The sequence below is a fragment of the Moorena producens PAL-8-15-08-1 genome (genome assembly GCF_001767235.1).
Taxonomy (GTDB): domain Bacteria; phylum Cyanobacteriota; class Cyanobacteriia; order Cyanobacteriales; family Coleofasciculaceae; genus Moorena; species Moorena producens_A.
In genome coordinates this window covers 4688915-4710730 of the sequence record NZ_CP017599.1, presented here as the reverse complement: position 1 = coordinate 4710730, position 21816 = coordinate 4688915, and the positions used below count along the sequence as shown (strand labels likewise).

Annotated in this window: 18 protein-coding genes and 1 pseudogene; 17 read left to right on the top strand and 2 right to left on the bottom strand. The window is 40.7% G+C overall.

What is annotated here, in order from left to right; all coding sequences use genetic code 11:
- Positions 1 to 56 precede the first annotated feature (56 nt).
- The 14 genes from BJP34_RS49015 (at position 57) to BJP34_RS17465 (ending at position 16008) form a co-directional block, all read left to right on the top strand.
- Positions 57 to 188, top strand: coding sequence for a hypothetical protein (locus BJP34_RS49015; protein ID WP_267876596.1), 132 nt, complete (start codon positions 57 to 59; stop codon positions 186 to 188).
- Between the two features lie 133 nt (positions 189 to 321).
- Positions 322 to 771: a PssD/Cps14F family polysaccharide biosynthesis glycosyltransferase gene (gene pssD, locus BJP34_RS17525; protein WP_070393455.1), complete on the top strand. Its 450-nt coding sequence runs from the start codon at positions 322 to 324 to the stop codon at positions 769 to 771.
- The gene (locus BJP34_RS17520) at positions 768 to 1271 is read left to right on the top strand and encodes a glycosyltransferase (protein WP_070393454.1); all 504 of its coding nucleotides are present in this window, start codon (positions 768 to 770) and stop codon (positions 1269 to 1271) included. The genes pssD and BJP34_RS17520 overlap by 4 nt, the downstream gene beginning before the upstream one ends.
- 82 nt (positions 1272 to 1353) lie before the next feature.
- On the top strand, positions 1354 to 3384 hold the full coding sequence (locus BJP34_RS17515) for a GumC family protein (protein WP_070393453.1): 2031 nt from the start codon (positions 1354 to 1356) through the stop codon (positions 3382 to 3384).
- On the top strand, positions 3381 to 4778 hold the full coding sequence (locus BJP34_RS17510; protein ID WP_070393452.1) for a hypothetical protein: 1398 nt from the start codon (positions 3381 to 3383) through the stop codon (positions 4776 to 4778). The genes BJP34_RS17515 and BJP34_RS17510 overlap by 4 nt, the downstream gene beginning before the upstream one ends.
- Complete coding sequence (locus BJP34_RS17505) at positions 4775 to 5830, top strand: glycosyltransferase family 2 protein (protein WP_070393451.1); 1056 nt, start codon at positions 4775 to 4777, stop codon at positions 5828 to 5830. Before BJP34_RS17510 ends, BJP34_RS17505 begins: the two co-directional genes overlap by 4 nt.
- A 53-nt stretch (positions 5831 to 5883) precedes the next feature.
- Positions 5884 to 7098 (top strand): glycosyltransferase family 4 protein, encoded by a 1215-nt coding sequence (locus BJP34_RS17500; RefSeq protein WP_070393450.1) that lies wholly within the window; start codon positions 5884 to 5886, stop codon positions 7096 to 7098.
- 110 nt (positions 7099 to 7208) lie between these two features.
- Positions 7209 to 8339 carry a glycosyltransferase family 4 protein gene (locus tag BJP34_RS17495; protein ID WP_070393449.1) on the top strand — a complete coding sequence of 377 codons (1131 nt, stop codon included), beginning with the start codon at positions 7209 to 7211 and terminating at the stop codon, positions 8337 to 8339.
- Positions 8340 to 8405: 66 nt separating this feature from the next.
- Positions 8406 to 9626 (top strand): glycosyltransferase family 4 protein, encoded by a 1221-nt coding sequence (locus BJP34_RS17490; RefSeq protein ID WP_070393448.1) that lies wholly within the window; start codon positions 8406 to 8408, stop codon positions 9624 to 9626.
- A 6-nt stretch (positions 9627 to 9632) separates the two neighbouring features.
- A complete protein-coding gene (locus BJP34_RS17485; RefSeq protein ID WP_070393447.1) occupies positions 9633 to 11072 on the top strand; it encodes an oligosaccharide flippase family protein in 1440 nt (479 codons plus the stop codon).
- A gap of 2 nt (positions 11073 to 11074) precedes the next feature.
- Positions 11075 to 12367, top strand: coding sequence for a glycosyltransferase (locus BJP34_RS17480; RefSeq protein ID WP_070393446.1), 1293 nt, complete (start codon positions 11075 to 11077; stop codon positions 12365 to 12367).
- 160 nt (positions 12368 to 12527) lie between these two features.
- On the top strand, positions 12528 to 13820 hold the full coding sequence (locus BJP34_RS17475) for a glycosyltransferase (RefSeq protein ID WP_070393445.1): 1293 nt from the start codon (positions 12528 to 12530) through the stop codon (positions 13818 to 13820).
- A gap of 74 nt (positions 13821 to 13894) precedes the next feature.
- Entirely contained in the window at positions 13895 to 14773 is an 879-nt protein-coding gene (locus BJP34_RS17470; protein WP_070393444.1) for a glycosyltransferase family 2 protein, read from the top strand.
- A 170-nt stretch (positions 14774 to 14943) separates the two neighbouring features.
- Entirely contained in the window at positions 14944 to 16008 is a 1065-nt protein-coding gene (locus tag BJP34_RS17465; RefSeq protein ID WP_083305229.1) for a glycosyltransferase family 2 protein, read from the top strand.
- A gap of 66 nt (positions 16009 to 16074) precedes the next feature.
- On the opposite strand, the pseudogene BJP34_RS17455 reads toward BJP34_RS17465, so the two are convergent.
- A pseudogene (locus tag BJP34_RS17455) lies at positions 16075 to 17244 on the bottom strand (transposase).
- 374 nt (positions 17245 to 17618) lie between these two features.
- Between BJP34_RS17455 and BJP34_RS17450 the strand changes: the two are divergent.
- From BJP34_RS17450 to BJP34_RS17440, 3 genes are all read left to right on the top strand, one after another.
- Positions 17619 to 18704 (top strand): acyltransferase family protein, encoded by a 1086-nt coding sequence (locus BJP34_RS17450; protein ID WP_083305228.1) that lies wholly within the window; start codon positions 17619 to 17621, stop codon positions 18702 to 18704.
- A gap of 36 nt (positions 18705 to 18740) precedes the next feature.
- Positions 18741 to 19883 carry an endo-1,4-beta-xylanase gene (locus tag BJP34_RS17445; protein WP_083305227.1) on the top strand — a complete coding sequence of 381 codons (1143 nt, stop codon included), beginning with the start codon at positions 18741 to 18743 and terminating at the stop codon, positions 19881 to 19883.
- Between the two features lie 225 nt (positions 19884 to 20108).
- Complete coding sequence (locus BJP34_RS17440) at positions 20109 to 20654, top strand: peroxiredoxin family protein (RefSeq protein ID WP_070393440.1); 546 nt, start codon at positions 20109 to 20111, stop codon at positions 20652 to 20654.
- 103 nt (positions 20655 to 20757) lie between these two features.
- On the opposite strand, the gene BJP34_RS17435 is transcribed toward BJP34_RS17440, so the two are convergent.
- The gene (locus tag BJP34_RS17435; protein ID WP_070393439.1) at positions 20758 to 21783 is read right to left on the bottom strand and encodes a DnaJ C-terminal domain-containing protein; all 1026 of its coding nucleotides are present in this window, start codon (positions 21781 to 21783) and stop codon (positions 20758 to 20760) included.
- Between the last annotated feature and the right edge of the window lie 33 nt (positions 21784 to 21816).

Sequence of the window (21816 nt, the reverse complement as noted above, 5' to 3'; positions counted from 1 at the left end):
TCATCACCACTTAATTAGTTTGCCCAAGAGTATTGTAAAAGAGAAAACTAGAAGTAATGAAAATTGCTGTAATTGGAGCCAAAGGAGTACCTGTTAAGCAAGGTGGCATTGAACGTTACTGCACAGAACTCTATCCCAGAATTGTTGCCCAGGGTCATTCGGTTCTTTCTTCCAGTACAACTTTATGAGCTAACTCTAGTTATTCCGAGAGCATAGAGTTGATCGGGGAACCATTGTGAAGTGGCATTTGGCTACGACTCAAGGGCTCATTTTTGGTAAAATTCAGCATTTTTAAACACACAAAATTTAAGTAATATTGCAATGAAGTTAATGTTAGTCTGTACTTCTGGCGGTCACTTTTCCACAATGAAACGCCTTAAATCGTTTTGGGAGCAGCACGAGAGAATTTGGATTACAGATCTAAAACAAGATACAGAAGAACTGAAGGGAAAAGAACAAGTTCATTGGCTTCCTTATCAAGGTCCAAGAAATTTTATTAAATTTGTAATAAATATCCCAAATATCTTCACAATTATTGCTCAAGATCGACCAGATTTGATTATTTCAACCGGAGCCAGTATTGCTGTAGGTTTTGCCTGGTTTGCTAAACTTTTTGGTGTACGCTTTATCTTCATCGAGAGCATTTCCCGTTCCACAGACTTGAGTCTTTCTGGAAAGCTCATTTATCCGGTATGCGATGAAATTTACGTTCAATGGCCAGAGCTAAGCCAAAGGTATGCTAAAACTGTATTTAAGGGGTATGTTTCGTGATCACAGTAACTCTTGGAACAATTCCTTATCCGTTTAATCGTGCTATCCAATGGCTGCGGTTTCTTTTGGACACAAAAATAATCTCTGAGTCTGTTTTCGTTCAGTACGGTGTGAGTGATATTTCTCCGGTATTCGAGCATTCTTTGGTTACTGCAAAACCACTCCTCGAATCCAAAGAGTTGATGAAAATCGTAGATGATTCAAGATTGGTTATTTCACATGCAGGTCAGGGGTCTACCACTGCATTAGCCAATCGAGGGGCTTGCTTTGTTATTCTACCACGATTAGCAAAATACAGCGAACATATTGACGATCATCAGCTATCATTTGCTCGAAGTGTTGAACAATTTGGTGTGGTTCACTGCTTGACTTTAAAAGAATTGGAGCAAGTTATCTTGGAACCACCGCTTCCTTTTCATAGTCAACTATTCGAAGAACCTAAATTAGCAGATCATTTATCAAGTATTTATTCCAAACGATCAACCTTGATTGTAAGTTAAAAGTTATCTATATATTCGGGGGTTGTTAAGTGGTTATAACTTCTGCTAAACCAGAAGAAAATTATCTGGATTTTTTAGTCTTATGAATCGATTAATTGCAATTGCTATAAGGCACTGGAAACCAGTAATTGGCTTGAATATTGTCTTGTCAGCAATTGCCCTTTACAACGCTTCAAAAGTTACTGAAGTTTGGGCAGCCAGAGCTAAGCTAATTATACCTAAATCCAGCAGCGATCTTAATGCAAATCTCGGCACATTGGGTGATTTCAGGGATAGAGGTGTTTCCTTTTCACAACAGGTAAATCCCCTAAATAATCTCAGCTCAATTATGACGAGCAATGACACAATCAGTCAGGTTTGGGAGTTCGATCCAGAAAAAAGTCTTTATCCTCGCCTGAGTGGGTACAAATCCTTATTCGATGTATCTCCTGAGGGTGAATCTACGATCATTTCCCTGAGTGCTGAGGGGTCTACTCCAGAGTTAGCACGCCAACGAACAGCTGCTTTAATTGAGGCATTTCAGCAGCGTCTGAATGAATTACGCCTGGATGATGCTGTCCAGCGATCGCAGTTTATGAGAAAGGAACTTGAGCAAGCCGCAGAAAACTTGCGTCAGACTCAAGCAGCACTAGTGGCATTTAAAGCCTCTTCCAACTTAGTCAGTGCGGAAGACCAAACTAGAGAAATGGTTACAGCCATCAATACCCTAACGACTGAACAAGCACAGGTATTAGCCCAAGCTCAAGCGAGTAAAGCTCAGGTGGAGACGCTATCTGCCCGACTTGAGCTAAATCCACAGCAAGCAATCCGGTCTCTGAGTCTAGGAGAAAATCAGGACTACCAGTTTTTCCGGCAGGAGTTGTCTGAAGTTGAAGCCCTCTTAACGGAAACTCAAGCCAAATTCACCAATGAAAATCCCCAGGTGCAAGCGCTCCTTGAGCAGCGGGAGGAATTGCAAAATCAAATCGAAGGGTATATTTTCCAAGCAAGAGCTGCTCAGCCAGGGGTAAACGCAACTATCGGTCAAGAATCTGCGGCTCTGATTAGAGAACTAATTTTAGCCGAAAGCCAGACTCAAGCCTATTACAGTCAAGGCAAGCAAATTCAAACACAAATCGATCAGCTTGGCAGTATTCTCAAAACCCTTCCCGCCGCACAGGCTCGACTCGTGCAACTCCAGCAACAGTATGACATTGCTGAAGGGGTCTACAACGGTCTGGTGGCGCAAGTGCAGCAGAGCAAACTCAATGCATTTAGCAGCTATCCCAGCGTACAAGTCTTCGAGGAACCTAGAGCAGATTCTAAGCCCTCTGGTCCTGGTCGCCGTCCGATCGCGCTGGGTACAATTCTTGCCTCAGTCTTCGGGAGTGCTGCCATTGTGCTGTTTTTAGAAAGCCGCAATCCGTTGCTCAGCCTGCAAGACCTGCAAGCGATAAGTATCCCTGTTCTCAGGAGTATCCCGCCTTTCAAACATCTAGTGCTAGATGTTGATCCTAGTTTCGGCACAGCCATCGAATTTCAACGGCTCGCTTCTGCCGTAAGTATGAAGCCTTTAAAGAACCGCCGTCTGATGATTAGTAGTGCAACCTCAGGTGAGGGTAAGACAACTGTCACCCTTGGACTAGCCAGTGCATTGATTACCTTGGGTTTCCGGGTACTGGTTGTAGATGGTGATTTCCGCAAAGCTGAACTGAGCCAGCGTTTGGGCTGGGATCGGTACGCCATGTCGGAGGTTCCATCGACACCAGTCCAAATACGACCAGGTCTTGATCTATTATCCCTAAGACCCGACGAGGATAAGATTGCTGAGTTTGTCGCTCGGGGAAGTTTTGAGGAGTGTCTGAGTGCTGCTCAAGGTAGTGGTCATTACGACTACATACTTATTGATAGCGCTCCAGTTAGTCTAACCAGTGAAGCTGCCCTAATGGCAAGCGTTGTGCCCAATGTATTGCTCGTCGTTTGGCTCGGTAAAAGCAATCGCAACCCCTTTAGAGATACCCTTGAGCAACTTATGCGACATAGAGCTCAGATTCTCGGTCTAGTCGTCAATGGTGTGGATACACAGCCTGAAGGCTATCTTTACGGGCACAAAATCGCTGAGGTCAGCTCATGAGACAGCCAAACTATTTACCTGGTTTTTATCAAAGAAGGACGCAAGATCAAGATAGCGATCGCCTTTTTTCTGGTTTGTTGCCTCGTTGGAGTATTTTAACCCAAACAGAAAAAGTAGTTTGTCTCTTAGTTGCTCTAACACCTCTTTGGTGGTTGCTAGGGTGGAAGCATTTTATGTTTCTGATCGGCATTGGCTTAATTGCCTACGAAAAATATACTCGTGGGGAAGTGCGTTGGCGTCGTCCTAGTGTAGCTGCCGTTTTATTTTTAGCGTATGGTGTTTATACTCTAATCGCTAGATACTTTTATGCTGTGTATCATAATGATACCCTCGGTCCTAACGGAGTATTTTCAGTACTTAATAGTTGGATTGGACCTGCAATCACACTTTGGTATATTCAAAGCAAAAACTTACGTGTTCGTTGGCAAATAGTTGCTTGGGCTTTTTCAGTTGTAGTTGCCCTGATGGTAGTTCTTTGGGTAGTTATTTTCTTTGTTTGGCATCAAGCATACTACGATCCGCCACGCTCTCTATATGGTTTTATTACTGGTAAGAGCAGAGTTTATGTACCTGGAGCTGGTAATAGCAACTATCTAATGCCTTACTTTCCTACTGATGAAGCTATACTACCTGGACTAGTGCGTTATGTTTATTTTTTTCCAGGCCCAGAATCTTTGGCTTTAACAGTTGGTTTTACGAGTTTACTAGCTCTGGATCTCAAAAATCGTCTTTGGTCTGTACTTCTCTTTTCAGCCTCTATTTTTATAATTCTGACGAGCGGAACTCGCTCAGTTGTTCTCACTTTACCTCTAGTACTGTGTCTGCGTTACTTACTTACTGCTGGTCAGGCTTTTGGAGTATGGTTTCTTTGTGGTTTAATTGCCGTTACCAGTTTTACTACCCTTTCTATTCCCCCAGTTACTAATATCGTCTTCAACAGTGTAGTCGGTACAGCAGAAGCAGCAGGTGAGGCTCGTGCTGATTCTACAGAAGTGCGAGGGGAAATCTACCGAAGAACTATAGATGGTATTGTGAATAGCTCCAACACTGTTTTTTTACTAGGTCATGTTAAGACGGGAGAAGGAGTTTTACCAGGATATGCGCCTGCTGTAGTTGGTTCTCACAGTTTTATACTTGGTACTTTACTCTACCGCTCTGGTGTGATTGGAACTAGTCTTTTTGCCATCTCTTGGACATCACTAATTCTTGGCATTTACAAAACAAGGTCAGATAGACCAATGGCTGGCTTGTTAATTTTTATAGTCTTCAGCTTAACCTTTTGCGTGATGGAAATTGAACTGCCCGTAATGCCAATTAGTTTGCTCGGCGTACTCATGCAAAGCTCACCACAGCAACTGAATTTTAGACAAAATAAAACTTATTTAAAAATATGATAAAGCCATTTAATTCAGTAAACAAAAAACCTCTTGATGCTGGCCAAACTACTTTAGTTAGCATTATCATTGGTAATTACAACTATGGTCGTTTTATTGCTCAAGCAATAGAAAGTGTTTTAAATCAGAGTTACCGCAACTTTGAATTGATTGTTGTTGATGATGGTTCAACTGATAATTCACGGGATGTCATCAAATATTATCAGGATAAACTAATTCCTGTTTTTCAAGAAAATGCAGGACAGGGAGCAGCTTTTAATGCTGGTCTTGCTAAGGCAAAAGGTGAAATAGTTTGCTTCCTTGATTCTGATGATTACTTTCACCCAGAGAAGTTAGCAAAAGTAGTAGCAGCCTTTGTTGCTCATCCTGAATGGGTGCAAATTTCTCACGGGCGTGTTTCAATAGATCGAGAGGGTAATATTATCGGTCGCGATCCTAATTTTTTCAGTCAAGGTGATGTCAGACCTTTGCTGCTGCAATGGGGAAGATATGCCTGGGCAATCACTTCTGCTTTATCTTACCGTCGCTACGCCATAGACCAGGTTGCACCGCTTCCTAAACGTCCTCGTGCTGCTGATACCTACTTAACTGCCACTATTCCTTTTTATGGAAAAGTTGGTTGTATCAAAGAACCACTGATGTTTTATCGGAAGCACGGAAAAAACAGGCGAGGACAAACTAACAATATTCCTTATTTAATCGAGCAACGCGAGGACACCGCTAAATGCATAAACCAAGCTGCTGTAGATGTTGGCATCAATCAAAGATTTGATATCAATAGAGACTCCGATTATCTCAGCTTTCAAGCTATAGAGGAAGGTGGAGTATCCTGGAAAAAAGTCCTGCAAATTATTTGGTTTACCCTACAAGAAAGTCTGGCTATCGGTCATCCCCTAAAAGATACTATCGAGAGGCTGATGCGCAGAGGAATTTGTTCTCTATCCCCTGCAGAAGGAATGGTATTCCTCCGCTTTGGTCCGAGCCGCTACTTGCGATTTAAGCTGACAGGTAAACAACCCAAAAATTATGAAATTTCTGGCAAAACAAGTTAAGTTATAGACACTTGTTTATTCAGCTATCAATCTAAAAGTTTCTCTAATCAAAGATGCTTGTTAAAACTTTGTCGAATTACTACAATAATTCTAATAGTAAGTCTAGAGAGACAAAAAAAATAATAGTTATACCTGCCTACTGGAGTAGTTTGGGTGGTATGACAGTGAGTCTTTCACTACTAATTAAAGGATTTCAACTTTGTGATGTCTCTGAGCAGTTATGCGTCTTAGTTCGTGCAGATTCTTTACTAGAAAGGTATTTAAAAGATGCAGGTCAAGAATCTGTTATTCAGTCAATTCCTCGTCAGGGCAAACGTCGGTTTTTGCAGCAGGCGCTTCAATGGGTAGCTCAGCAACCGAAAGATTGGCCTGTACTGCTGGATAATTTGGTTTGGCGCAGTTATTTACCCATCTTACTCAAAGCTTCGCCAAAACTCCGCCTTAGCCAGCGCCCTGTCTATCATTTTTGCCATGATTTGGCTCTTTCACACAACCCTTTTGGTTACTTAGCTAGAAAAGTCACTTTTACTTGCCTCGCTCCTGCTGCTATCTGCAATTCCCAATTTACGGCTAATCATGTCCATAAACTGATGCCGGATATTCGAGGAATTCTCTATCAACCAGTGGACACAGAACAGTTCAACAATAAACCACCTACTGGTTCTCCTCCAGAAAACTTACAACCTATACTCAACTCTGGTGCACGTATCATGCTTACCCCTTCGCGCCTTAATCAGCCAGGGATTGTCAATGATAAAAACTTGCGTGCCTTAATTCCTGTGTTAGCTCAGCTCAAAGCCCAGGGTCACTTCTATCACGGAGTAATAATCGGCGAAGATAAATCTCCTGGTCAAATCCATACTCGTACTTTGTTAGAAAGTGCTGAAAAATCAGGAGTAGCAGACCGTTTTACAATTTTGCCACCTACATTTGCCATTGAAGACTATTACAAGTATGCCGATGTAGTAGTTAGCTTAGCTCCACGGGAACCTTTTGGTCGCACTGTTGTGGAAGCGATCGCCTGTGGTGTACCAGTCGTGGGTAGTAATACTGGGGGAATTAACGAGATTTTGCAAAACTTTGCACCGGAGTGGACAGTTGAACCCAACGATCCTATGGCTGCGGCTGAAACCCTGGTTAAGGTGATCAATTCCCCAACGACTCCAGAGTTACTTGCCAAAGGCAACCAGTGGGTTGAAACCCATTGTGGTGTAGAACACTACGCCAAAGGAATTATGAGAATTACAGGGTTAGCACCCGATAGCTGAAGAGAGTTTCGTTGTAGATACTCTCAGACGCAGCCGCCATCGAAGTCGGTAAAGGTAAAATCCCCTCCCACTTCCCACTAATACAACATAAACATCATTTTCTTAGACAGATGAATCGCATTTCTTTTCTCACGGGAGCCTTTCCTCCCAATACCGGTGGAGAATATTACAACTACAAGCTTTATGAGCGGCTAAAAAAATCAGGTCTAGCTCCTGACTATATTAATCTACATGCCAAACGCTATTTATTCAAACTTGCTTGGATACCGCTTATCGGCGATCTAATCGTTAACTTAATCATGGTCATCCTATTGACTAATCGATGCAATGGACTAATTGTAGAAGACCATTACTTTAGTCGTTATTTGCTTCTTTTTAATTTAATTCATAAAATCTTTAATAAGAATGGTAAAATCATCATTATTTTGCATCATTTCGACGACTATAATAGTCAAAGCAAGTTTTTATTGAAGAAAATATTTTATCGATACCAAGAAAAAGCTTGTCTTTGTTGGGCAGATATAATTGTCACTAATAGTAAATTTTCCGAAAAAGAAATAACTTCCCTAAACATCGGAACAAAATCAATCTTTGTTTTACCACCAGCATTAAAAAGAGAAACTCTAGAAGCAACTAAAAATTTAGATAAAAATCATAGTGAACTAAAAATTTTATGTGTTGGACATTGTATTCCAAGAAAAGGAATTATTTACTTAATCGAAGCATTTTCGCAAGTGGAACGACAAGGCGTTAAAATCCATATCGTTGGCAAGACCGACAAAAATCAAAATTATCATCGAAAAGTCATAAATTTAATCAATAAGCTTGACCTAAAAGATGATGTAATTTTGCATAGCCGACTTGATCAGGACGGTCTTAACCAACTCTATTCGTCTTCTCATATTTTTGTTCTACCTTCTCTCAAAGAAGGATTTGGCATTGTTCTGTTAGAAGCAATGTATTTCGGTCTGCCAATAATCACAACCAATATTTCAGCTATGCCTGAACTCGTTCAAGATGGCGAAAATGGCTTACTTGTTCCCCCGGCTAATTTTCAGCGTTTAGCTCAAGCCCTCTCAAAACTGATTGCCAACCCTGAGTTGAGACAATACATGGGACAAAAAGGGCGGGAGCGAGTGAGCAACTCCTATCACTGGGAGCAAACATCTTCTGAATTTTTAGCCATTGTTCAACACTTGAGCAACTCAGAAAAGCTCAAAGTTCAAACTCCAATGGGCTAACATTGCTCCACTTTCTTGCTTGAACTCTGATTTGCCTACACTTTGCTCTAAATTACAGAATTCACAATGCAAAACCTAGCACAGTTTGATGTTTCAGCCCAAGGGCAAAGCTCCTCCCCAGATATTCTGGTCATCTCTCGTACTTTCTTTCCGAAGGAGGGCGGAATTGAGGAGTACGTCTACAATCGCTGTTTGCAAGACCCGGAACGGGTGATTGTTCTAGCCGCTGCCTGTCCGGAGGATCAAGCTTTTGATCAGAGGCAACCTTTTCCTGTGCATCGCTGGCTAGTTCCGAACTTCCTGCAATCTGGGGGATTAGGGAGTCTCCTCAGGCAGATTTTCAATATGGTTGGGTCACTGGTACTAGGAATCAAACTCTATTTTCACTACCGCTATCGTTACATTGAGTGGGGTCATGGTTACGATTTCCCTTCACTACTGCTACTGAGTTATTTGCTTCCTGTCCGCTGTTATGCATACCTACACGGTGACGATCTCCTCTGTCCTTTGCGAAACCCCCTGTTGCGATCGCTTTTTAGCTGGACGATCAATCGTATCCAAGGGATTGTTTGCAATAGTTCCTTCACACGAGATTACCTCAAAGACCATTTTCAGTTCGACACGCCAACTTATATTATTAACCCAACAGTCAGACCAGAAAAGTTTGGTAATCAAGGAAAACTAGACTGCGCTGATGAGTTGCGCAAGCAGGTACGCCAAGCTCACAACATTCCTGAAACAGCAGTTGTCATTCTTTCTGTCGGACGGCTTATCCGACGTAAGGGTTTTGACCGAATCATCCTAAATTTACCGTTTCTGCTGGAGGAAGGACTTGATGTCCATTACCTAGTTTGTGGTCGAGGTTCGATGGAGTCGGAACTGAAGTCTCTAGCTAGTCGTGAGGGAGTGGAAGAGCGGGTGCATTTTGCTGGCTATGTACCCAACGAGGCATTAGCAAGCTACTACGCTGCCTGTGATCTGTTTGCCATGCTCACCTTCTTTGATGCTCAAGCCGCTAGCATAGAAGGTTTTGGCATTGTTTATCGAGAAGCTGGTTACTTCGGGAAACCTGTGATTGCTTCGCGGGTTGGTGGTGTTACAGATGCTGTTCTTCATGGGGAGAGTGGCATCTTAGTCAACCCAAATTCTCCTGACGAGATTTTCCAAGCTCTACGTCAGTTGTGCCAAGACCAACAGCTGCGGGAGCTACTGGGGCGCAAGGGTAGGGAGTTAGCAAACGATAAAACTCTCCACCGCTCACTGTATTTGTCTCAGATTTCCGCGTGAGGTTTTATGGCTCAAATCAATGCTGCAAAGATCGCCAAAAGTGGTCTGTGGGTGAGTGCGAGCTTTATGTTTGCCAAGCTCTCCAAGTTTATTACCCAGCTTTTCCTAGCTCGGCTCTTATCTCCTGATGACTTTGGTGTGTGGGGAATGGTTCTATTAGTTACCACCCTATCAACTTTGTTTGAAGACTCTACAATTGCTGGGGTCTTGGTTCAGCGCGGATTGGATGACAAAAAACTAGTCAATGCCGTTTACAGTCTAGGTGTCAATGTTTCAGTTGGCTTATTTTTCATACAAGCTCTTGCTGGTTTCCTTGTTGCCCAGTTTTTTGGTGTACCCCTACTGTGGCCTCTGATTGCCTTTACCTCCATTGTTTATCTTATTCGGGCAGGTGCTGGTTCTCACTCAGCTGTACTACAGCGACAGATGAAGTTTAGAGAACTGGCAATCTGTAACGGTGCATCAAGTTTGGCGCGTCTTAGCGGTGCATTCATTTGTGCTGTACTGGGTGGTGGTGTCTGGTCTTTTGCTGTAGGTGCAATCGCATCGGCAACAGTCGGCTCAGCTCTCAAACACTGGTTTAGTCGATATCACTTTACTTACCACCTCATCCCAGACTCATCTGCTGTTAAAGAAGTGCGGAGTTATATCAGTAGCTTAATTGGGATCAATTTAGCTGTTTATGCCAATACCAACGGTGACAATTTCATCATTGGTAAGTTACTAGGAGTTCAAGCGCTAGGCTATTATAACATGGCCTATCAGTTGGCAATGCTACCAGGGTTTGCTCTGTCGCGGCTCAATCGTGTCAATTTTTCAGTTCTGTCACAGCAAGATAGCCAGGGTCAAAAGATTTATGTCCGTCGAATGCTCGAACTATACGCTTTAGTCTCTGCCCCTATTCACGGTATCGGTTTTGTGGTTGCGCCTTGGCTAATTCCTTTGATGTACGGTCCAGATTGGACAGAAGTTGTGCCCATTTTCCAAATCCTGCTGGTTTTTGCCTATGCTCGCATCTTTATGGCTATTTTGGGAACTACTTTGAATGCCTTAGATAAGCCCAATATTAATGCAGCAATTAATTGGGTTCTGGTGCCACTTTCTCTACCAACCTTCTTTGTCGGGGCCTGGCTGGGGGGAATTACAGGAGTGGCGATCGCGGTTGCTTTAGTGATGGGTGTTGGAGCTACGGCTTGGTTTTGGATAGCTACTTGCCGCACTGCTAAATGGAATTTGGTAAGTTTGCTCAAACCTACATTATTACCAACTGCTACAGTTTGCCTTGCCTTAGTACCCGCAACAATTGTTCCTTTATCCATGCCCCTAAAAGCTTTACTGCAACCGCTTTTCATTCTAGTTGTCTATGGCATAGTCTTATCTGTTTTTTCACGAGGTGAAATTCCTCGCAAATTAATTACCACTATTAAGAGTTTAATCTCTGAATAATTATGCTAAAATTTGCCTTTTTTCTTGGACAGTTTCCTCTTTTATCCGAGGCATTTATCTTAAATCAAATTGCTGGTTTGATTGAGCGTGGTCACCAAGTTGATATCTATGCACTTCATGGTGATACGGCTGACACATCTAAAATCCACCCTATTGTATCAAAATACAAGCTTTTTGAAAAAACTTATTATGCTCCCATTATTCCTAAAAACTATATTGTACGCTTGCTAAAATGTTTATTATTATTAATTATAAATATAAATAAAAAATCTTGGAAATTGTTGACATTTTTGAATTTTTTTAAGTATGGTAGAGATGCGATTTCGTTACGATTAATCTATGAAGCATTGACCCTACTACCGGGCAAGTCTTACGATATTATCCACTGCCAATTTGGTACATTTGGCCTGAGGGGATTACTCTTTCGCAAGGTAGGTATTATCCAAGGAAAGTTAATTACTACTTTTCGAGGCTATGACATTAGCTGGGCTATTCAAAAGTATGGCGATCACGTTTATGACCAACTGTTAGAAACAGGAGATTTTTTTCTAGCCAACTGTGATTTTTTTCGAGGTCGGGTACTGCAACTCGGCTGCCCTGAGCAAAAAATTGTTGTTCATGGTTCAGGAATTGATTGTAGTAAATTTGTCTTTACCTCCCGTAAATTGCCTGCTGATGGCAAAGTAAGAATTGCCACCACAGGTCGTCTTGTCGAAAAAAAAGGCATAGAGTATTGTATTAAAGCAGTTGCTAAACTGTCAAACACCAACCAAAATATTGAATTTAGTATCGTTGGTGATGGTCCATTACGACAACAATTTGAACAATTAATCAAAGAATTAAAAATTTATAATCTAGTCAAATTACTCGGTTGGAAACAGCAACAAGAGCTAGTAAAAATTCTGGATAATTCTCAAATTTTTCTCGCCCCTAGTGTAACAGCAGCAGATGGTAATCAAGATGCACCAGTCAATACTTTAAAAGAGGCTATGGCCATGGGTTTACCTGTAATTAGTACTTTTCACGGTGGCATTCCAGAATTAGTTGAAGATGGTGTTTCTGGTTTCCTTGTTCCTGAACGAGATGCTGATGCAATTGCAGATAAATTAAGCTATCTTATTGAGCATCCAGAAATTTGGCCAGAAATGGGGAAAGCTGGTCGTGCACGAGTAGAAGAAAAATACGATATGGAAAAACTCAATGATGAGTTAGTTTTTATCTACCAAGAACTGCTTAAAGGAGAATTACCTCAACAAATATTGCCTGAGCAACCAGTAGTTTTACATTCTGTTTAATTGAAGTTTTAAATATGTTACATTTGTCTTAACTAGTGCTCAATACAATCATTTATCTAGACTCTTAAAAGCTTTAATTAAATCTCAAATAAACTGTATTCATTATAGAATTACAGTTTTCTGTTCTAGTAAAAATTGAAAAAATTATCCTTGAATAATTATGCTAAAAATAGCTTTTTTTGTTGGACATTTTCCTATCTTATCTGAGACATTCATATTAAATCAAATTGCTGGTTTGATTGAGCGTGGTCACCAAGTTGATATTTATGCACTTCAAGGTGATACAGCTGACAAGTCTAAAGTCCATCCTATTGTCGAAAAATACAAGCTGATTCAGAAAACTTACTATGCTCCCACTATTCCCAAAAACCCTATTGTACGCTGGCTAAAATGTTTTTATTTGTTGTTGGCAAACTTGGATAAAAAATCTTGGAAATTGTTGCCATTTTTTAATATTTTTAAGTATGGTAAAGATGGTATTTCTTCAAGATTAATCTATCAAGCTGTTCCTCTACTTCCAAGTAAGTCTTACGATATTATCCACTGCCAATTTGGTACATTCGGTCTCAGTGGATTATTTTTTCGCAAGATAGGTCTTATCCAAGGCAAGTTAGTTACCATCTTTCGTGGTCATGATATTAGTCGGGCTATTCAAGAGTATGGCGATCACGTTTATGACCAACTGTTATCAACAGGAGACTTTTTCCTAGCCAACTGCGAATTTTTTCGAGGTCGGGTACTTAAATTGGGCTGCCCTGAACAAAAAATTGTTGTTCATGGTTCAGGAATTGATTGTCGTAAATTTGCCTTTACCCCCCGTAAGTTGCCTGCTGATGGCAAAGTAAGAATTGTTACCACAGGTCGTCTTGTCGAAAAAAAAGGCATAGAGTATTGTATTAAAGCAGTTGCTAAACTGTCAAACACCAACCAAAATATTGAATTTAGTATCGTTGGTGATGGTCCATTACGACAACAATTTGAACAATTAATCAAAGAATTAAAAATTTATAATCTAGTCAAATTACTCGGTTGGAAACAGCAACAAGAGCTAGTAAAAATTCTGGATAATTCTCAAATTTTTCTCGCCCCTAGTGTAACAGCAGCAGATGGTAATCAAGATGCACCAGTCAATACTTTAAAAGAGGCTATGGCCATGGGTTTACCTGTAATTAGTACTTTTCACGGTGGCATTCCAGAATTAGTTGAAGATGGTGTTTCTGGTTTCCTTGTTCCTGAACGAGATGCTGATGCAATTGCAGATAAATTAAGCTATCTTATTGAGCATCCAGAAATTTGGCCAGAAATGGGGAAAGCTGGTCGTGCACGAGTAGAAGAAAAATACGATATGGAAAAACTCAATGATGAGTTAGTTTTTATCTACCAAGAACTGCTTAAAGGAGAATTACCTCAACAAATATTGCCTGAGCAACCAGTAGTTTTACATTCTGTTTAATTGAAGTTGTGACCTAAATACGCTTTAAATAAGTTCGTGTCAATTCCACAATCTAACTAGCGAAGACCCTAAAAATGAGTAAACCTCTACTTAGCATAGTTATTCCAACCTATAACCGCCCTCACTTGCTTCCTCACGCTGTCAATAGTGCTTTGGCACAAACTCTAGAAGATATAGAAGTCATCGTCATTGACGATGCTTCGACCAAACTACTACATCTGCCGGAACACCCTCGCCTTAAATTCGTGCAGCTGCCCAAAAATAGAGGAATTTCAGCCGTTCGCAATACTGGGGCAAAGATGGCGCGTGGTAAGTACCTTACCTATCTTGACGATGACGACCAGTTGTTGCCCCATATGGCTCAAGTTTCTCTAGATGCGCTTGAAAAGGCAACACTTCCTCAGCCTGTAGCTGTCCTCTCTACGATGGAGGTTGTGAATGCAGATGGTAAAGTCCTCAGGAAGCGTATCCCGCCAACTCTTCCACGAGGAAAGCACTTCTTTCTCGAAGAAATTGAACCGGGACAATCGTTTCTCTCTAAGCAAACACTAGTTGTAGAACGCAAACTCCTTCTTGAGATTGGTGGATATGACGAGTCTTTTAGCTCCCGAGAACACACAGAGATGTTCTTGAGGCTTAACCCAGTATGTTCACTCCTTGGTCTGCCTATTGTCACCTATCGACAGTTAAAACACGAAGGTCCACGACTTTCACGCGCTTCATCACTTCGCCAGGTTGATTTCCACCGCCTCATCGACAAACATAATTCCCTTTTTAGAGCACACCCAAAGACATTTGGAAACTTTGTTTATGAACACAGCTATCGCTCATACGAACTCGGTCAGAAAAGGGCAGCCTTCTTCAGCCTTTTATGGGCTATGCGACTTGCTCCACGTAAAATTTTTCCTAGATTTACTTCTACCTTATGGAACCGAGTTAAAGTTACACGATAATTAGGATAAAGGATGGATTACAATGAATCGATTAGCAGTTTTTTCAAATTTATTGGCAACGATGGCAAACAAAATACAAGACATTTTAAATCGTTATTGTACAGCTAAGCTTTGTCTAGATTGATTTTATTAAATACCATCTTATATCGTCATTAACTTCATCTAAAACCATGCAAGCTTCTCTAGAAAACAAAGGCAATTCACAAATAAAGTCATCACCAAAGGAAAATCCACAAGTCACCATTGTTGTCGTTCCTCGTGAACGCTTTAGCTGTACTCAAGAATCCCTAGAAAGTATTTATCAATACACTGAATTTCCCTTCAAGTTAATCTACGTGGATGGCAATTCACCTCCAAAAGTACGCCATTATCTTGAAGAGCAGGCACAAACAAGAAACTTTCCAATTATACGGACTGATTATTATCTTCCCCCCAATCATGCTCGAAACATAGGTTTAGGTTATGTTGATACAAAGTATCTAGTTTTCGTCGATAATGACGTAGTGGTAACCCCAGGTTGGCTGAAAGCCTTAGTAACCTGTGCAGAAGAAACGGGAGCCACTGTCGTTGGACCCCTCATGTGTGAAAAGAAACCCTTGCACGAAAGAGTACACTTTGCGGGTGGAGAATCCCGCGTTGTGACTGATATCTATGGGAGAAGGCATCTGCGTGAGAAGATGTACAAACAAGGTAAGCGTGTAGAAGACATAAAACCTCAATTACAGAGGACACAAACTGAGTTAGCCGAGTTTCATTGTGTATTGGTACGGACTGAAATCTTTGAACGCATTGGTTCTCTTGATGAAAAAATGCTCTGCACTAAAGAACACCTAGACTTCTGCATGACAGTAGCAGAAGCTAGCGGTACTGTCTACTTTGAGCCTGAGTGCGTCGTGACTTATGTGCCAGGACCACCTCTTGAATGGACAGACCTACATTACTACATGCTACGTTGGAGTGATGCTTGGACTTTAAAGAGTCTAAATCACCTGCTTGAAAAGTGGAATTTAACCGAAAATAGCTATTTCAAAAGCAAGTACAAAAAGTTGGGAGGTAGGCGCAGAGCAACGATCCTAAAACCTTTGAGTCGTCGCCTTAGTTTTGGGTTGGAGAATAGGCTCTTGAACAAAGTACTCAATGCTCTCGACAGGGTACTTAACCACTATCTAACGGCTCACTATGCTAAGAACCATCTTCACCTAAAAGAGCAAGCTGTAACACCTCTGGAGCCATAAATGTTGAATCCCGAGAGTTATGTACCTAAAATTAGATACACTACACCTATAACACACCAGATAGCTTCACGAGAACACCATCTTATCAAACCAATGTACATAGCTAATATTTTCACACATAAAAGCTTGTAAATATCGAAGCTTATCTAATAATTTACTTCCAAATTCATGAGGAATATTAACCAATTGTAATAACAGGTAAGCGATCGCCTTTGGCGCGGCTTCGCCGATCAGACAGCTATATATTTGTATTTCAATACCATTAATATTTTTGGTTATTAATCTTTCGAGTTTCAGATGCATTTTCAAAAACTTCCAGAACAACTCTATTTGCCATCCAAGGAGACGAAACCTTAGAGAGTGGAGCCTTCTTCATATAACTTAAACCTTTTACCCATAACCTGCCGACATTAAAGGCTCCACTCTCTTACGGTAACTTCAAATAAACGATAAAAATCTGCAATCTCTTCATTACTTCTTCCTGCTTCACCTGTTTCTGGTAGGTTAGTCACTAGTCTAAATTCAGTTTTAGTTTCGAGGTCACAAAAGTTTACTAATCTCACTTTTACTTGATCTTTACCTGTTCCAATTATGTACTGGCCATCCTCCAACATTTCTAGCTTAAAATTGTTATTAATTCTTAAGACAAAATAACGATTTTCTTTGGTTTTTAGATTTTGGATTCTAGCCAGACTCGAAAATCCTCTATCCATTACGCTGACTCCTTTATCTGGAGTTGATTCTATTGTGCTATCGCCATATTTACTATCGTGACCTTGACCAAAATGAATCATTATTCCTCCTGGTTCTGCTGTTAACAAATTTAAACCACTGAATAGTTTAACTTGATGAAAACCTTGACTCCATAACAGCTTACTAGTTAAGGTCACTATTGTTGAATCTATAGGAAATAATGCTAATTTATTTTTGCCTATTTTTTGGTTTTTATTCAGACTTTTTCTTAAGTCAATGAACAAATTATAAAACACCATTGGATTTCTAACTTTGCTCGCCTTAGAGAAAGTCGATATGTCTACGTCTATACCACGTACATTCAAACGCTTGAATAAACTCCTCATACTAGTTTGACTCTGTTCGCGTAGCGTGGCCTTTTGGCCAATCTAATACAAAGTCTAACCAGGTTGATACAAATAGGAAAGTATTGAGGACTGGATAATCATCAGTAGGTAGTTTTCCTAGGTATTTTTTGACGATTTGTGGAAAATTTGATATCATCGAATTAACATTATTATATTTTTATTTAGCCTCTATTTTATCAAATTAGAGGCTATTTGTCTAGGTTTTTAACTATCATTCAACATTTCTGCTCTGGAGCAATCTTCCAAAAGAAAAGCATTGACCTAAAAGTCAGTTTTCTCTAAAGCTATCTTTTATACACAGATTAGTTATCCCTACTCACCTGGATTTCCCATTCAGTCTCTTGCAGAAGTGGATAACTATCTGTACTTATCTATGGTAAAAGATTTTATTTTTTCAGGAGGGATGTAAGCTACTATCAATTATTTCAAATTAAAAATTTGATTCCGTTTTAATTCAAAAAAATAACAATAATAATATAATTATATGTTGTTAGATACTTTTAGTAGTAAATATCCTTAAAATCATCAACTATTTACTTCCAAAGATCGACTTTTTTTCTTGATGTTATTAAAGCCCTAAGCATTACTGCCGTTGTCTCTTACCACTCATTGTTTGTTCCTTACTCTACCTATGCCTCTAGTGCTTTATTCATAGACATTTTATTTTCACCCTTAAGATTTTGTGTACCAGTATTTTTAACAATCTCTTTTCTATTACTACAGCGTGGATTAACTACTCGCCCTAACAAATCAGCTTTAGCTTTGCTCAAAAAGCGTCTCTTTCGTCTAGCAATTCCTACTGCTTTTTGGTTTAGCTTGGCAGCTACTATTAAATTAGCAACAGGCAATTCACCTTTAGAAATAAGCACTGCTGTTTTAACAGGTGAAATCTTTACAGGTGCCTACTACTTACTAAGTATGTTTCAACTTATCCCTGTCTTTATCTTAACTAGACATTATATCGGCAATTTTATAACTCTTATTACTACTCTCTTACTTCAACTGCTTGTTTTCATTTTTATTCAGGCTTCTCTGGCTGGATTTATTGCACCAGAAATTATTAAAGTTTTACAAACTTTCCAGCGAATTCCCTTAATTTACTGGTTTGCTTACCTAGCTTTAGGTGCTTATTGCTATCACAAATTGCCTTTAATCAGGAAAAAATCTGCTCATACTCCAAATCAAGCAAAAGTTTTACTTATCTTACTAACTGGTGTGCTGATGATGGCTGAATATAGCTGGTTGGGAAAAATTACAGCAGGAAATGTCCCACCTTTTGAATATATAATGTTTTTTTGCTTAATTAGCGTACCTGTTGCTTTTCTGTGCTTTAGTTGCGTAGAAGCACAAAAATTCCCTTTACTTGTGACCCAAACTGTTACTATTTTGTCAAGATATAGCCTAGGCATCTTTTGTATTAATGGTCTCGTGAGTCAAATTTTACTTTCCTTAGGCAGTAACATTTTTGCTGAAGCTACTTTTAATTTAGCAGAAATATTAGGAATCAAGTTCGTAGGTTGGTGTTTGTTGCTGGCTATTTCTCTTAGTTTATCGATTTTACTATATAAAATAGGATTAAAGTCTGTGGTATGCTAGTTTGATATGGTTTTTAATTCACAAGCATATTCACTCATGAAAAAATATAAATGGTTCACTGTTTTAATACTGATATCCTTAGGTTTAACTTTAACATTATTCACTTTTAACTCTCAATTAGATAGTCAAACGGAGATTGCAAAAGAACCTAATACTACCTCTTCAGCCATAGTTCAAATCCAGAATAAGAATAATCAAAGCTCAACTGATACTACCTTGCGTTCTTTAACCAAAGAGCGAGGAATCAGCATCGGTACAGCAGTGCAGGCTAAACCCTTAGAAGAAGATGATACTTATCAAGAAGTACTAGCTCGTGAGTTCAATCTGGTAACACCAGAAAATGCCATGAAGTTTGGACGGCTGCATCCAAAACGCGATCGCTATGATTTTACTAATCCCTCTACTATCGTCAATTTTGCCCAGGCTAACCAAATGCAGGTATACGGGCACACTTTAGTCTGGCATAACAGCTTACCAGATTGGTTAAAGAAAAAAGAATGGAGTCGCCAAGAATTGATCGATATCTTGCGAGAACATATTTACACAGTAGTTAGTCGATTTCGTGGACAAATACTTGTTTGGGATGTAGTCAATGAAGCGATTGAAAACGATGGTTCCCTAAGAAAAACAATTTGGCTAAAGGGAATTGGTCCAGAATACATTGAGATGGCATTTCGCTGGGCTCATCAAGCTGACCCACAAGCAAAATTATTCTACAATGACTATAAAGGAGAAGAACTAGGCAAAAAGAGTAATGCCATCTATGCCTTGGTCAAAGATTTGCAGCAACGGGGTGTCCCCATTCACGGTGTTGGCTTTCAGATGCACACTAGTATTAAGAGACCCTTCAATCCTAAAAAGGTAGCAGCAAATATTAAGCGTCTAGGTGAATTGGGTTTAGAAGTGCGGATTACAGAAATGGACGTACAAATCTACGATGGCAAGGGCACAACAGAAGAAAAATTGGCTGCCCAAGCAGAGGTTTATCGAGATATACTACGTGTTTGTCTAGATGCTCCCAACTGTAAATCTTTTGCAACTTGGGGGTTGAGCGACAATTACTCTTGGATTCCCTACTTTTTTGACCGTCCCGACTCGCCCTTACTCTTTGATGAATCCTATCGTCCCAAACCAGCATACGATGCTTTAGTTGAGGAACTCCAACCCGCTGACCGCTGACCCCTGAATGCTTATGTCCGTACTTGGTTGATGTGATTTCTTATTCTAAAGGGGTGACCAGCGCTGATCTCCATCGCTTCCCCCTCTTGCCCCTCTTCCGGTCTATGAAGTGAAAGTAGTCACTTAATTCATGCTTTACCTGAACTAGCTACCGTTGAGGTTGCCTACAGGTAAACTATAACAGTAACCATAAACTATTCCCTGTCCAGGAGAATTGAATCCCTGATGCTCAGAGACCTTAACTTTAGTGGCTTAATCAATCAGCGCTTCTTCCACAATTTTGTGCCTGTACCAGCAACTAACGCCCTACAACTCGGAGCAAGGACACCTGATTTTGAGCTACCAGATATTACCAATAACCGTCAGATCAAATTATCCGATTATCAGGGCAAACAACCAGTGATCTTGGCATTCACCCGCATTTTCACAGAAAAGCATTACTGTCCCCTGTGCTTCCCTCACATCAAAAACATCAATGAGAACTACCAACGCTTGACTGAGAAAGGGGTTGAGGTGTTAATGATTACGAGTACAGATATCAGGCAAAGCCAACAAGTTGTTAACGATCTCAGTTTACAAATGCCACTGCTGAGCGACCCCAACTGTAGAACTTTTCGCGCCTATAACCTTGGTCAAGCACTTGGTGCTCCCCTACCTGCTCAATTTCTTTTAGATCAGCTAGGAAAACTCCGCTTTCAACATCTATTTTCTTTCCTGAATCCCAATGCTGAAGTAGATACACTGCTCAATGCCATCGACACCCTCTTATGAGGTAAAGTCAATGGTCTTACCCCTACTCCCTACTCCCTACTCCCTACTCCCATTAACCCACTCCTAGTAAGTCCCTCACCCAATTGAGAACTGCTAGATATAATCAAAGTCGAACTTGGGACAAGTGACTGCGGGGATTGAAGCGGCGATTTTCACGGATTTTTTCATAGTACTCCCGCTCCTGATTGGTGAGGTTTTTCGGAGTTACTATCGTAATTCGCACTAACTGATCACTACGTCCACCCTTAGGTAAAGACCAGCCTTTACCCCGCAACCGTAGAGATTGACCAGAACGAATACCAGCAGGAATATTCATACTCACAGAGCCATCTGGAGTTGGTACGTCGATTGACCCACCCAAAACCGCTTCATCTGGTGTGATTGGCACTTCGCAAACCAGATTCTCACCATCGAACTCAAAGAAAGAGTGAGATTTGAGTTCTACTTTCAAATACAAATCTCCCTTTTGCCCATTCAGAGGATTGACCTGACCCTTGCCTCGCACCCGAATACGACTACCGGGTTTGGCACCAGGGGGAATCTTGACAGTTATAGTTTCACTACCTAGGCTGAAACGTTTTTGGACACCATTAAAGGCTTCAGACCAACTGAGGCTAATGGTTGCTTCCCGGTCAGCACTTGCTCCTGTAGTGTTGTTAAAGCCTGAAGTGCTGCTATAGCCACTAAAACCACCAAAATCATTAAACCCATTAGAGCTAGAAGTACTTGTACGGTAGGAGTAGCTATGACTACTTCTGCCAGCACCACCAGGGGCACCAGTGCTAAAGCGACCCAGCAATTCATTAATGAACTCGTCAAAGCTGCCGTACTGGCTAAAATCAAAGCCACCAACATCAACACCGACTCCACTACGACCAGACCATCCTTGTCCCGCTTGCTTCCAGTACTGACCAAATTGATCGTATTTCTTGCGTTTGTCCGAGTCAGATAACACTTCGTAGGCTTCATTGACTTCCTTAAAGCGAGCCTCGGCTTGTTTGTCCCCAGGATTCAGGTCTGGGTGGTACTTCCGGGCCAAACGCCGAAAGGACTTTTTAATGTCATCAGCATTAGCAGTTTTGCTGACTCCTAGGATGGAGTAATAGTCTTTGAAGTCGGTCGCAGCCATCAAGAGTGTCTCCTAATCGTCTAAGATCGTAAG